Origin of the sequence: Caloramator australicus RC3 (assembly GCF_000297115.1) — a bacterium.
Lineage (GTDB): Bacteria > Bacillota > Clostridia > Clostridiales > Caloramatoraceae > Caloramator > Caloramator australicus.
This window is the reverse complement of record NZ_CAKP01000001.1, coordinates 69,139-82,758: the sequence shown is the minus strand read 5'-3', so window position 1 is coordinate 82,758 and position 13,620 is coordinate 69,139. Positions and strand designations below refer to the sequence as shown.

14 protein-coding genes are annotated in these 13,620 nt (G+C 33.7%); 11 read left to right on the top strand and 3 right to left on the bottom strand.

Annotated elements, in window-relative coordinates; genetic code table 11:
- The coding region (locus CAAU_RS00430; RefSeq protein WP_242822546.1) for an RNA-guided endonuclease TnpB family protein at positions 1 to 317 on the top strand (317 nt) is incomplete at its 5' end.
- A gap of 145 nt (positions 318 to 462) precedes the next feature.
- Here CAAU_RS00430 and CAAU_RS00425 read toward each other — a convergent pair.
- Positions 463 to 1,524 (bottom strand): heterodisulfide reductase-related iron-sulfur binding cluster, encoded by a 1,062-nt coding sequence (locus CAAU_RS00425; protein WP_008907464.1) that lies wholly within the window; start codon positions 1,522 to 1,524, stop codon positions 463 to 465.
- Positions 1,525 to 1,771: 247 nt separating this feature from the next.
- Between CAAU_RS00425 and CAAU_RS00420 the strand changes: the two genes are divergently transcribed.
- The 10 genes from CAAU_RS00420 to CAAU_RS00375 all read left to right on the top strand — a co-directional run bounded on the left by CAAU_RS00420 (position 1,772) and on the right by CAAU_RS00375 (position 11,991).
- Positions 1,772 to 2,209, top strand: a complete 438-nt coding sequence (locus tag CAAU_RS00420; RefSeq protein WP_008907463.1) for a MarR family winged helix-turn-helix transcriptional regulator — start codon at positions 1,772 to 1,774, stop codon at positions 2,207 to 2,209.
- Positions 2,210 to 2,219: 10 nt separating this feature from the next.
- Complete coding sequence (locus tag CAAU_RS00415; RefSeq protein WP_008907462.1) at positions 2,220 to 3,308, top strand: efflux RND transporter periplasmic adaptor subunit; 1,089 nt, start codon at positions 2,220 to 2,222, stop codon at positions 3,306 to 3,308.
- On the top strand, positions 3,305 to 3,997 hold the full coding sequence (locus tag CAAU_RS00410; protein ID WP_008907461.1) for an ABC transporter ATP-binding protein: 693 nt from the start codon (positions 3,305 to 3,307) through the stop codon (positions 3,995 to 3,997). Before CAAU_RS00415 ends, CAAU_RS00410 begins: the two co-directional genes overlap by 4 nt.
- A gap of 11 nt (positions 3,998 to 4,008) precedes the next feature.
- Positions 4,009 to 5,217 carry an ABC transporter permease gene (locus tag CAAU_RS00405; RefSeq protein WP_008907460.1) on the top strand — a complete coding sequence of 403 codons (1,209 nt, stop codon included), beginning with the start codon at positions 4,009 to 4,011 and terminating at the stop codon, positions 5,215 to 5,217.
- Positions 5,218 to 5,467: 250 nt separating this feature from the next.
- Entirely contained in the window at positions 5,468 to 7,693 is a 2,226-nt protein-coding gene (gene pflB, locus CAAU_RS00400) for a formate C-acetyltransferase (RefSeq protein ID WP_008907459.1), read from the top strand.
- 3 nt (positions 7,694 to 7,696) lie between these two features.
- On the top strand, positions 7,697 to 8,446 hold the full coding sequence (gene pflA / locus CAAU_RS00395; RefSeq protein ID WP_008907458.1) for a pyruvate formate-lyase-activating protein: 750 nt from the start codon (positions 7,697 to 7,699) through the stop codon (positions 8,444 to 8,446).
- Between the two features lie 112 nt (positions 8,447 to 8,558).
- Positions 8,559 to 10,280, top strand: coding sequence for a S8 family serine peptidase (locus CAAU_RS00390; protein ID WP_008907457.1), 1,722 nt, complete (start codon positions 8,559 to 8,561; stop codon positions 10,278 to 10,280).
- A gap of 185 nt (positions 10,281 to 10,465) precedes the next feature.
- A complete protein-coding gene (yedE, locus tag CAAU_RS00385; protein WP_008907456.1) occupies positions 10,466 to 11,551 on the top strand; it encodes a YedE family putative selenium transporter in 1,086 nt (361 codons plus the stop codon).
- Positions 11,541 to 11,753: a sulfurtransferase TusA family protein gene (locus CAAU_RS00380; RefSeq protein ID WP_008907455.1), complete on the top strand. Its 213-nt coding sequence runs from the start codon at positions 11,541 to 11,543 to the stop codon at positions 11,751 to 11,753. The genes yedE and CAAU_RS00380 overlap by 11 nt, the downstream gene beginning before the upstream one ends.
- 4 nt (positions 11,754 to 11,757) lie before the next feature.
- Positions 11,758 to 11,991: a putative Se/S carrier protein gene (locus CAAU_RS00375; protein WP_008907454.1), complete on the top strand. Its 234-nt coding sequence runs from the start codon at positions 11,758 to 11,760 to the stop codon at positions 11,989 to 11,991.
- A 75-nt stretch (positions 11,992 to 12,066) separates the two neighbouring features.
- Here the strand turns inward: CAAU_RS00375 and CAAU_RS00370 are convergent, their stop codons facing one another.
- Together CAAU_RS00370 and CAAU_RS00365 are read right to left on the bottom strand one after the other, a co-directional pair.
- Positions 12,067 to 12,309 (bottom strand): hypothetical protein, encoded by a 243-nt coding sequence (locus tag CAAU_RS00370; RefSeq protein WP_040305538.1) that lies wholly within the window; start codon positions 12,307 to 12,309, stop codon positions 12,067 to 12,069.
- Between the two features lie 10 nt (positions 12,310 to 12,319).
- Entirely contained in the window at positions 12,320 to 13,609 is a 1,290-nt protein-coding gene (locus CAAU_RS00365) for an aminotransferase class V-fold PLP-dependent enzyme (RefSeq protein ID WP_008907452.1), read from the bottom strand.
- Positions 13,610 to 13,620 lie beyond the last annotated feature (11 nt).

The following is a 13,620-nucleotide window of genomic DNA, read 5'->3' as shown; positions in this document are numbered from 1 at the left end:
TACACGAAAACCAAGTGATAGTTTTAGAAGATTTACAGGTAAAAAATATGCAACAAAATCATAAATTAGCCAAAGCAATAACAGAAGTATCATGGGCAGAATTTAGAAGGATGTTAGAATATAAAGCAAGATGGTATGGCAGAGAAATAATAATAGCACCACAAAATTATGCATCAAGTCAAACATGTAGTGAATGTGGATATAAAAATCCTGATGTAAAGAATTTAGCATTGAGAGAATGGAAATGTCTAAAGTGTGGTGCAGTTCATGATAGAGATATAAATGCAAGCAAGAATTTGCTAAAATTAGCCATGTGATTGGTATATATGGGGAAGGAACAGCCCTTTGAGCGTGGGTAATCTGGTAACAGAAGTTACCTTGACCACGAAGCCACCACTTCTATAAGTGGGGGTAGTTCACCAATAGGAAGCGTAAAGGAATAAAGTGAAATTTAAAAAGCCCTTAACGGGCTTTTAATTTTAATCTATTTAACCAGGCCTTTGAGGTTTTAGTCGGTGCCTTAGGCTTTAGATTATCGCTATTAAAAATAAGTTCTAAGATATGAAATGCATCCTTTACATTTGATAGTGCATCCCTGCATCCAGCACAATAGGTAAGAACTTTTTCGGATTTAATATTTTCTTCATGTTTCTTTAGATTAGATTTAAAAATGTCGCTGTTTATAGCATGAACGCATCCACCAAGCCCACAGCATTTTGAATTTCTCACTACTTCATTGTTTTCAATTTTGATATTTAGCTTTTTAGCAATCTCCCTTATACTTTTTTTTGCATTTTCATCAGCAGAACATGAGTCGAATATAAAAAATTCATCCTTTGTGTTAAGCTTTGGAAGATTAAAGCTTTTTAGTTCTTCCCAAAGGGAAGTAACCTTTAAGTTTGGTGAGTTTTCTTTTATGGTTTTATAACAGGATTGACAGGCTGTTATAACGTGCTCAATACCGTTTTTTTCTAATGAAAATTTTAATGAGCTATACATTCTATTAAATCTTTCCATTTCACCAATTGAATAGGAAGGATTTCCACAGCATTTTAATATTAATGATAAATTTTGGTATTTGTTTTTTAATAACTCATGTATTTTAGTAACAAGCTCTGGATCAAAGGAAGAAAGGCTACATCCAGGCATAAATCCAACTGCCGATTTTCCTTTTACTGTAGAGAAAATTTTAGAACTAGATAACCTTTGATGATTGCGAATTATAAAATGTTTTTTGTGGGGGCTTTTTTTACCTCTTGATATTTCTTTTTTAGCCTCCATAAAAAGCTTATTAAAATCAACTTCACTTGGGCATAAATTTTTACAAACATTACAGGAGAAACAATAATAGGGAAGTTTATTATCTATGTTTTTTTCTTCGTATAAACTTTTTAAAAATTCTTTAGGATGTTTTACATAGTCCTTTAGTAATATGCAGCCCTTTGTGCATATATTACATCCTTTACATATCTCATGGTATTTTTCAGCTATTTGAATAATCTTAGTAGAAATATTAGTTTTCATAAAATCAATCCTTTTCATTTATTTTACATGATAATTATAAACTGAAATAAAATTTATATGTTATAGAAAAAACAAATACTATTCTACTTAACAATAGATGAAAAAGATTTTATATAAGTTTTAAAAGTAAAAAATGTGGATTGGATGATTAATAATTCGAAAACCCGAATAGTATCTTGTTGAATAGAACTTGAAAAAGTTGTAAAATTAATTCGTAATCGAATTATTCGAAGGCGAAGGTGTTGTTATGAATAGCAGTAAGGCATTAGAAATTCTTGAAGTTTTAACATCAATAAATAAGAAGGTAAAGAGGGCTTCTAAATTTAGCCCTCCATTTAAATGCAAAAATAAAAGTCAGTCGGCTATGAAGGTAATGTTTCATATAATGAATAGCCCTCCAATGACTTTAAAGGAATTAAGCTCATTAGTTGGCCTTGCAAACAGCACAGTTTGTGGAATTATTGATGAGCTTGAGATGGAAGGCTATGTTAAAAGAATTCAAGATAAAGATGATAGAAGACGGGTAATAATAATTCCAACGGAAAAGGCTGAATTGGAAAAAAGAAATATTGAAAATAAATTTAAGGAATTTTTAGAGTATGTCCTAAAGGATATTTCGGCTGAAGATTTTGAAATAATAATAAAGGGGCTTAAAAAACTTGATGAAATAATTAAAAATGATTAGGGGTGATAAGATGAAAAAGTCGGTTAAAGTAATATCTATTTTGCTAATTATAGTGGCAGCTTTTTCATTAATATTACTTGGTTTAAGTAGAAGAATCAAAAAAGGGACAGAGGTTACAATGGATACTGTAAAAAGGGGAGAACTAATTTCACTTTATTCTACTAATGGAATAGTCGAATCGAAAAATAAAAAGGAATACTATGGCTTTGGCAATAAAGTAGTTAAAGTTTACGTTAAAGAAGGGGAAAAGGTTAAAAAGGGACAAAAACTTGTTGATTTTGAAGTTCAAGACCTTACAAATCAATTAAAAATTGCAGAAAATCAGTATGAAATAGCAAAACTTCAACTTGAAAGTTTAAAGGAACAAAAAGAAAAGTTAAATACATCTATGCAAGGGCAGAATATACAAACTCAGCAAGGGCAAAATTTAGACAACCAAATTAAAATTCAAGAAAAACAGGTTGAAATAGCAAGATTAAATGTTTTAAGTATAAAAGAAAATATAAAGAAACAGCAAAAATTTATAGTAAGTGATATAGACGGAGTTGTAACATTTTTAAATGCAAAGGAAGGTGCGATGGCTCAAGGCCTTATTGTAACTGTTGAAGATGTAAGCAGTTTAAATGTTGCTTTAAATGTAAATCAATATGATATTGTAAATCTTAAAAAGGGTCAACAGGTGATTGTAAAATTTTATGATAAATCATATAAGGGGACATTAGATTATATAAGTCCTGTTGCAACAAAGGTCCAATCAATGCAGGGAGTAGATACAGTAATTAAAGCTTATGTAAAGATATTAAACCAGGATGAAAACTTAAAGTCAGGATTTGATGTTGATGTTGATATAATTCTTGGAAGAAAGGATAATGCATTAAAGGTTCCTGCTGAAGCTGTAATTACAGATAAATATGGGAATGAATATGTATATGTTGTGGAAAACGGAATAGCAAATAAAGTAAAGATAAAAACTGGATTTACATCAGATGTTGAAGTTGAAGTTGTAGAGGGACTTAAAGAAGGGAATAAAGTTATCTTAAATCCACCTTCAACCCTTACAAATGGTGCAAAGGTTTTTGAAAAGGAAGTGAAAGAATGATAAGGCTTGAAAATTTAGTTAAAGTATATTCAACTGGCAAAATTGAGTTTGAGGCCTTAAGGGAAGTAAACCTTGAGGTGAAAAAGGGAGAATATATATCAATAGTTGGACCATCAGGTTCCGGTAAATCCACCCTTATGAATATTTTAGGATGCTTAGATAGACCAACAAAGGGAAAGTATTTTTTAAAGGATGTTGATGTATCCTCTTTAAGCGATGATGAGCTTGCGAGGATAAGAAATAGGGAAATAGGTTTTGTTTTTCAAGCCTTTAACCTTTTGCCTAGATTATCTGCTTTAGAAAACGTTGAGCTTCCTTTGATATATGCAGGAATTTCCTATTCCAAAAGGATAAAGATGGCAAAGGAGGCTCTTGATAAGGTAGGACTTTCCGATAGACTGCATCATAAACCGAATGAACTTTCAGGAGGACAAAAGCAAAGGGTTGCGATAGCAAGGGCAATTGTCCTAAATCCTTCTATAATAATGGCGGATGAGCCTACAGGGAATCTTGACACTCAATCCAGTATTGAAGTTATGAAGATATTTCAAAGTTTAAATGATGAAGGGGCGACTATTATAATGGTTACCCACGAAAGGGATATTGCACAGCATACTAAGAGGGAAGTTAGAATAAGGGATGGAAGGATAGTTGAGGATAAATTAGTTCAAAATAGGGTTGTCTATTAGGTGGTGGTATTATGAACATATATGAGAGCTTTAAGGTTGCAATAGGGTCAATTTTTGCCAATAAATTAAGATCTTTTCTTACAATGCTTGGGATAATAATTGGCATTTCCAGCGTTATTACAATCGTATCAATCGGTCAAGGTGGACAAAGTGCAATAACTGGTGAGTTTGAAAAGATTGGTGTAAATATAGTTGAAATAAAGGTAGATAATAATAAGTCCCTTACTAAAAAAGATTATTTTACCACAAAAGATGTTGAGCTTGTTAAGACAAGAATTAAGGAAGTTAAAAATGCTGCTCCATTTTTTCAGCAGATTGGGCTTATAAAAACGGAAAAAAGCCAAAAAAGGGCAGTGTTTATGGGAACCAATAGTGATTTTAATAAGATATATAAGCTTGATATACTTTATGGAAGATTCCTTTCGGAAAAGGATGTTTTAGCCAAAAAAGCTGTTGTGGTTATCGACAACATAAGTGCAAAGAAATTGTTCGGTTACGAGGATTGCGTTGGTAAGACGATTAAAATTGGTAACAACGAAAAGCTAATAAGGGCACTTATAGTGGGAGTTTACAAAAACGAAAACGGAGCACTTGCCGCAAGCTTTGCAGAAAATATGCCTATATTTTGCTACATTCCCATAACTGTTTCAGAATCTATATTTGAAAAGACTTTTAACATAAATCAAATAGAGGTTCTGCTTGAAAACACAAAGGATAGCGATTTAGTTGCTAAAAATATTATAAGGCTTTTAGAATCGGTTCACCATAATAAGGACAAATATAAAGCAGAAAATTTAGTTAAACAGCTTGACCAGGTTAACAGGATACTTGGAATATTTACTGCAGTAATTGGAGCAATTGCAGGGATTTCTTTATTAGTGGGTGGAATAGGAGTTATGAACATAATGCTGGTATCAGTAACAGAAAGGACGAGGGAGATAGGAATAAGAAAGGCAATAGGTGCAAGAAGAAGGGATATACTTATTCAGTTTTTAATAGAGTCCCTCATAATATCCCTAATAGGGGGAATAATCGGTATGATGCTTGGAATACTTGCAGCCTTTGCTATTGGAAGCTTTTTAAACATTGCACCAAAGGTTAGTATTACAACAGTTCTTATTGCATTTTCCTTCTCAAGCGCCGTTGGAATATTTTTTGGAATATATCCAGCAAATAAAGCATCAAAGCTTGATCCAATTGAGGCGTTAAGGTATGAATAAAATTTTCATATAAGAAGACATTCACCTTAAATGTTAGAATTAAATTCTAACATTTAAGGTGTTTTTTATTATTGAGTATAATCAGATTATTTAGAATATTTTAACTTGTTAATAGTATAACAGATGAATTAAAATAATATAACAGCAATACAAAATGTTGAAAATCAAAGAAAAAAGTATTGCAACAGAATAAAAAATATAATATAATAAGAATGCGGATAAGAATTATTATTTAATAGGAGGTTTTATTATGAGGTTTGCAGAATGGAATGGATTTGTTGCAGGCAAATGGACTGAAGATATAGATGTTAGGGATTTTATTCAAAAGAACTACACCCCTTACGAGGGAGATTCATCCTTCCTTGTAGGACCGACGGAAAGAACTAACAAAGTTTGGGACAAGGCAAAGCAGCTTCTTTTAGAAGAGATCAAAAAGGGGATAATCGATTTAGATACTGATACAGTTTCAGGAATAAATGCATATAAACCTGGCTACTTAGATAAGGAAAATGAAGTTATAGTAGGCTTTCAAACTGATGCACCCCTTAAGAGAATTGTAAATCCATGGGGTGGAATTAGAATGGCAGTTAATGCTGCAAGGGCCTATGGTTATGAAGTTAATCCAAATATGGTTGAAATATTTACCAAATATAGAAAAACCCACAATCAAGGTGTTTTTGATGCTTATACAGATGAGATGAAGCTTGCTAGAAAAACAGGAGTAATAACAGGGCTTCCAGATGCCTATGGTAGAGGAAGAATTATAGGGGATTACAGAAGACTACCCTTATATGGTGCGGACTTTTTAATTGAAAAGAAAAAGGAAGATAAAAGAAATTTAAATGGTGCAATGACGGATGATGTTATAAGACTTAGAGAAGAATTAACGGAACAAATTAAGGCATTGGAAGAATTAAAAGAAATGGCTCAATCCTACGGATATGATATATCAAGACCTGCAAAGGATGCTAAAGAGGCTGTTCAATGGCTATATTTTGCATATCTTGCAGCAATAAAGCAGCAAAACGGAGCTGCAATGTCCTTAGGAAGAGTTTCGACATTCCTTGATATATATATTGAAAGAGATTTAAGAAACGGGGCAATAACAGAAGAAGAAGCTCAGGAGCTAATTGACCAATTTGTTATTAAGCTAAGACTTGCAAGGCACTTAAGAACACCTGAATACAACGAACTATTTGCAGGGGATCCTACTTGGGTTACAGAAGCAATCGGAGGGATGGGCCTTGATGGAAGAACTTTAGTTACAAAGACGAGCTTTAGATTCCTCAATACATTGATAAATTTAGGACCTGCACCAGAACCAAATATGACTGTTTTATGGTCAGTTGATCTTCCTGAAAACTTTAAAAAGTTCTGTGCTGAGATTTCAATAAAGACGGATTCTGTTCAGTATGAAAATGATGATGTAATGAGACCTATATTTGGCGATGATTACGCTATAGCTTGCTGCGTGTCTGCAATGAAGGTAGGAAAGCAAATGCAGTTCTTTGGAGCAAGAGCAAATCTTGCAAAGGCACTTTTATATGCAATAAATGGTGGAAAGGATGAAGTCTTAAAAGAACAAGTTGGACCCAAGGTAGAACTTCCTGAGGGTGAATATTTAAATTATGATGATGTAATGCAAAAATTTGAAAAAATGATGGCTTGGCTTGCAGAACTTTATGTAAATACAATGAATGTAATTCACTACATGCACGATAAATATGCCTATGAATCTTTGCAGCTTGCACTACATGATACAAATGTTGAAAGGCTTATGGCCTTTGGAATTGCAGGGCTTTCAGTTGCAGTTGATTCATTAAGTGCAATAAAATATGCAAGGGTAAAACCAATAAGGGAAGATGGAGTTGCTGTCGATTTTGAAATAGAAGGTGACTATCCAAAATTCGGCAATGACGATGACAGAGTTGATAAAATTGCAGTTGAAATTGTTGAAAAGTTTATAAATGAATTAAGAAAGCACAAGACATATAGGGATGCAATCCATACTTTATCTGTATTAACTATAACTTCAAATGTAGTTTATGGTAAAAAAACTGGTTCAACTCCTGATGGAAGAAAGCAGGGCGAACCATTTGCACCAGGGGCAAACCCAATGCATGGAAGGGATATAAACGGTGCTTTGGCTTCACTAAACTCAGTCGCAAAGATACCATATTCATCATGCATGGATGGAGTTTCAAATACCTTCTCAATCCTTCCAGATGCCCTTGGAAAGAATATGGAGGATAGAATTAGCAATCTTGTTGCTATAATGGATGGATACTTTGGACAAGGTGCCCACCACTTAAATGTTAATGTGTTAAATAGAGAAATGCTTGAGGATGCTATGGAACATCCTGAAAAATATCCATCTCTTACAATTAGAGTTTCGGGATATGCTGTAAACTTTGCAAGATTAACAAGGGAGCAGCAGCTTGAAGTAATTAAGAGAACCTTTCATGAAAGGGTGTAACTTATGATAAAGGCAAGAGTTCATTCTATAGAGACAATGGGATTAGTCGATGGACCTGGTATTAGGGTTGTAGTGTTTATGCAAGGGTGTAAATTAAGATGTGCCTACTGCCATAACCCAGATACATGGGATATAAAGGGCGGACAAGAAATGACCGTTGATGAGCTTATAAATAAAGTAAAAAGGTATAAAATATATTTTCAAAGGTCAAAGGGAGGGGTTACCCTCTCTGGAGGAGATCCCCTCCTGCAGCCGGAATTTGTAATAGATTTTTTTAAAAGATGTAAACAGGAGGGAATTCATACTGCCCTTGATACATCAGGTTATGGAATAGGAAAATATGATGAAATATTAAAATGGACAGACCTTGTGCTCCTTGATGTTAAGCACATAGACGATATAGAACACAAAAAGCTTACAGGAGCAGATAGGCACGGATTTTTTGAATTTTTAAATGCTGTCAAAAGAGATGGAACAAAGCTTTGGATAAGACATGTAGTAGTTCCAGGAATAACGGATGGCGAGGAGCACATCAAAAAACTTGCAAAATTCATAAATACAATCCCTAATGTAGAAAAGATTGAGCTTTTGCCTTATCATGTTCACGGTGTTAACAAGTATAAGGAAATGAATATTAAATATAGATTAGAAAATGTTCCTCCCCTTGATAAAGATAGATTGGAAAGATTATATGAGATTCTAAATCAAAACTTGACCACACAGCATGCAATTGTTGATAAGATTGCTATGTGATTTGCTATGGCCTTTGCCATAGCTTTTTTTTGTTTAAAAGAAAGTTGGTCTAAATGCATTTTGACTTACATATATTGTAAATTGGAATAAATTTTAATAAAGGAGTGTTTGGATGAAAAAAAGAAGGATATCAGCATTATTGACGGTAATTTTTTTGCTTATGTTATTTTTACCTAGTTTTGTAAAGGCAACTGAAGGTGAAGTAATTCAAAGCACACCCGTTGAGTTACAATCAGGAGAAATTGTAGATAAACAAATTGATAATACTAATTTAAACGAAAAAACTCCATTTTTTGGAGACAAGGATGGAAACAAAATATCTGATGACCTTGATGATTTGGTTAAATTAAATGAAACAGATGAAGTTTCAGTAATTGTTAGATTAAAGGAGCATCCTTCAGATAAAGTTCTAAATGAAATTGCGAATAAAGTAGGTAAGTTTAAAGAGAAGGATAGATGGCAGCATGCTCTAAATGGATTTTCTGCTGTAATGACAAAGGCACAAGTTAAAGCGCTTTCAAAAATACCATTTGTTGAGAGGATAGAACTAGATAGAGAAGTAAAAGCATATCTTGATACTTCTTCCCAATGGACTGGAGTTAATAATGCACGAGTTGATTTTGGAGTTGATGGAGATAGAGATGGGAATAAAACATCTTATTCTAAAAACGATGTAGTTATAGCAATTATAGACTCTGGCATTTATGCAAATCATGTCGATTTAGATGGAGGAAAGGTTATAGGTTGGTATGATGTAATAAATGGGAGAACTACTCCTTATGATGATAATGGACATGGAACACATGTTGCAAGTATTGCAGCGGGAACAGGAGAGGGTAATGCAAATTATAAGGGAGTTGCACCAGGTGCAGCACTGGTAGGTATTAAAGTTTTAAATTCCTCTGGTTCAGGAACAACAAGTGGTATTATATCAGGAATAAATTGGATGATACAAAATAAAAACACCTATAATATAAGAATTGGGAACATGAGCCTTGGTGCAGCAGGCTCTTCTGATGGAACGGATAGCCTTTCTGTTGCAGTAAATAATGCAGTCAATAATGGAATCATAATGGTTGTTGCAGCTGGTAATGAAGGGCCTGGAACTTATACTATAGGTTCCCCTGCAGCTGCAGCAAATGCTATTACTGTAGGTTCAGTATATGATCCAGGAGAAAAGGGATGGGTATTATCCGAATTTTCAAATAGAGGACCGACAGCAGATGGACGAATAAAGCCTGATATAACTGCACCGGGAAGCAATATAACGGCTGCAAAGGCAGGAACAACAAGTAGTTATGTAACCTATAGTGGAACATCGATGGCAACGCCATTTATATCTGGGGTTATAGCATTAATGCTAGATGCTAATTATTCACTCACAGATTCGCAAGTTAAGAATATTCTTTATTCCAGTTCAAACTTAAAGGATTTTGGACCATCTGGGAAAGATATAGATTTTGGCTACGGTATTGCACTGCCTTATAATTGTATAAAGCAGGCGGGAGGCTTTAGTGGAAGTTTCTCAGATAACATTGGATTTACATTTGTTCAGGACAGCTTAACAGGAACTGGTAATACTGATTGGTGGCAATTTAATGTAACTGATACAACTAAGCCTGTTGGAATAACATTTATCATTTCAAATTATACCACAAGCATAGATTTTGATATTTATCTATATGATCCAAATGGAACTCTTGTAGCAAAATCAGAAGGAACAGCAAGACAAGAACAAATTAGATATTTACCCACTAAAACGGGAACCTACAAGATAAAAGTATACTCATATAAAGGTTCAGGTAATTATTGGTTTAATTTAAGTTGGAAATAAAACGTAAAAATTATTGTCCCCTTAGAGGCACAAAACTCTAAGGGGACAAATTTTATTTTTACAAACAATTTGAGACTTTATCAATAAAATAAATAATTATCTTAATATTCATAAAAATTAACGATTTTTAATGTTTTATCTATTACCATATAATTAAATTGAAAATATAAAAAAGGGGGATGGTTATGCAGGATAAAAGGTTAATCATTATCAATGGTCTTATTGTGGGACTTTTAGCAGTATTACTTGTAAAGTTTGGCAATCCAGTAAATATGGGTATCTGTATTGCCTGCTTTATAAGGGATATCGCGGGAGGGCTTGGACTTCATAGGGCAGAACTTGTTCAGTATATAAGACCAGAAATTATAGGGATTGTTTTAGGAGCCTTCTTGATGTCCTATGGGAAAAAGGAATTTAATGCAAGGGGAGGCTCGTCACCACTTGTAAGATTTGTTCTTGGTTTTATAGTTATGATAGGTGCGTTAATGTTTTTAGGTTGCCCATTAAGGATGGTTTTAAGAATCGCAGGGGGAGACTTAAATGCAGTTGTTGGTCTTATAGGCTTTGCAGCAGGCATATATATTGGAATAATATTCTTAAACAAAGGATTTACATTAAAAAGAACATATACTTTAAACAAAGCAGAAGGATTTTTATTACCAGCAATTAACATAGGTTTATTAGTATTGCTTTTAGCAGCGCCAACCTTTATATTCTTTAGTCAAAAGGGACCAGGCTCTATGCATGCACCAATATTTTTAGCTTTGGTTGCTGGACTTATAGTTGGAGGGTTTGCCCAAAGAACAAGAATGTGTATGGTTGGAGGAATAAGGGACCTTATATTATTTAAAGACTGGTATTTAATTTCAGGATTTATTGCAATCTTTGTTGCTGCACTATTGGGCAATATTGCTATTGGAAAGTTTACATTAGGTTTTGTAAAGCAGCCTGTTGCCCATAATGATGCTTTATGGAACTTCCTTGGAATGGGACTTGCAGGTTTTGGATCAGTTTTACTTGGTGGATGCCCATTAAGACAACTTATATTAGCAGGAGAAGGCAATATAGATTCTGCTATTACAGTTCTTGGAATGCTTGTTGGAGCAGCCTTTGCCCATAACTTTAAGCTTGCTTCAACTCCAGATGGACCTACTCCAAACGGGAAAATTGCGGTTATTATAGGGTTTATAATAGTTGCACTTATAGGATACTTTAACATAGAAAGGGAAGTTAATGTTAAAGTTAAAGGGGGAGTTAAAGTTGAAGGGTAATTTAGTTGATGCAAGGGGAAGATCCTGCCCAGAGCCTGTTCTTTTGACAAAGAAGGCCATTGAAGCTTCGCCTGATGGAGTTAAGGTTTTGGTTGACAATGCAACAGCAAGGGAAAACATAAAAAGATTTGCTAAAAATAGCGGATATAATGTTGAAGTTGTAGAAAATGATGAGGGAATACTTTTAACTTTAAGTAGGTGACAAGATGCAATATATAGTAACTTTCTACACACAAAACGGAGCATTTAAGTTTCAAAGGTTTCTAAGGGACAAAGGCATAGATGTAAAGCTTATGCCAACTCCAAGGGTTTTAAGTTCAAGTTGTGGCATCTCAGCAGCCTTTGAATATGAAGAAGATATAACAGGTTTTATAATAGAAGAAGTGGATGCAATTTATAAGAGGAATAATAATCAATATAATCTTGTTTACAGGGATTAGACATTTACCATAATTTACATTTAAAGGACATAAAAATCGCCTCCATAATTGTTTTTCGGAGGCGATTTTTACTGTTTAATTATGATTATTGTTTTCTATCTCATTCTCATCATTTACATGATTTTCAATAGTTTTGAAAAAATTAGTATCCTTTAAAGTATCCCTTGCAGTCGATTGACCAAAATAAAAGGAAATTATCATAGTAAAAACTGTTAGAAATTCTGTGGAGCTGATAACACCCTTTATACTAAGAAAGCAAAATACGCCAGTGAGCATTATGGCGATTATCTTTTTTGTGCTAACCCATGTGTTTTTCATATTATCACCCTCAATTCGACAGGAAATAGGATTTATTAGCTATAATAAATCTTATAGCCCTTGCAAGGATATCAATCTCATCGCAGGTGTTGTAAAGTCCAAAGCTTAATCTTACCATTCCTGGTCTTTTAGAGTCTGGATTTTTTGCTATTTTTAGTATTTTTTCTTTATCTATCCTTAAAAGCCTTTGAATATATGGCTGAGCACAAAAGCATCCGCTTCTTACAGCAATTGCAAAATAGTCAGAAAGTATTTCTGCAACTTTGCCATGATATATACCCTTGATATTAAAGGGAATAATAGCTACTTTATTACTAATATTTGGACAGTAAAGTTCTACATCATTAAATTGGGATAAAATATGATTTGCATATTTTAAAAGGATTCTTTCATATTCATCTATTTTATCCATTCCTATATTTTGAAGGGTTTCAATTGCAGCAATGAGTGCCACAACTCCCATAAGATTTGGCGTTCCTGCCTCTTCTTTAGAAGGTGGATCCTCCCATATTACAAAATCATGGGAGACAACCTTAACGGTTCCACCCCCCTTTAAATCAGGTTCCCCCTTTTCAAAAATCCTTTTAGGACCGATTAGGGCACCGACACCAAAGGGAGCATACATTTTATGCCCAGAAAAGGCTATAAAGTCTATATGTTCATCATCTGAATGGGATTTCATATCAAATTTTCTGTGGGGAATAAGCTGAGCACCGTCCACTAAAATAAATGCCCCATATTTATGTGCTAATTTTGCAATTTCATAATAAGGATTAATATAACCTGTTACATTTGAAGCTCCAGTTACAGCTACAAGTTTAACTTTTCCATCGTATTTTTTAAGTTTACCTTCTAAATCATCCAGCAAAAGCCTTCCACAATCATCGGTTTCAATATAATCAACTTTAAACTTCCCCCTCCAAGGAAGGTCATTTGAATGGTGTTCCATAAATGTAGAAAGCACTACGCATTTATCATCTTTACATAATCTGTTTGATAACTTATTTATCGCCTCAGTTGTATTTCTAACATAAATTACGGTATCAAGTTTTGAATCAGCACCTACAAAGTTTAATACCTTTTCTCTTGATGATTCATAGATTTCTGTTGAAAATACAGATTTATACCCTGTTCCCCTGTGGATAGATGAATACCATGGGGCAAAACTATTTATTGCATTCATGACGTTTATAAATGGAGGTGTGGTTGCAGCGTTATCAAAATTAATGTATCTTGTTAATTTCCCATTTTTAAGAGGGACTAATGTATTAACTCCTACTACTAAATTTCTAAAATACATATTAATCAACC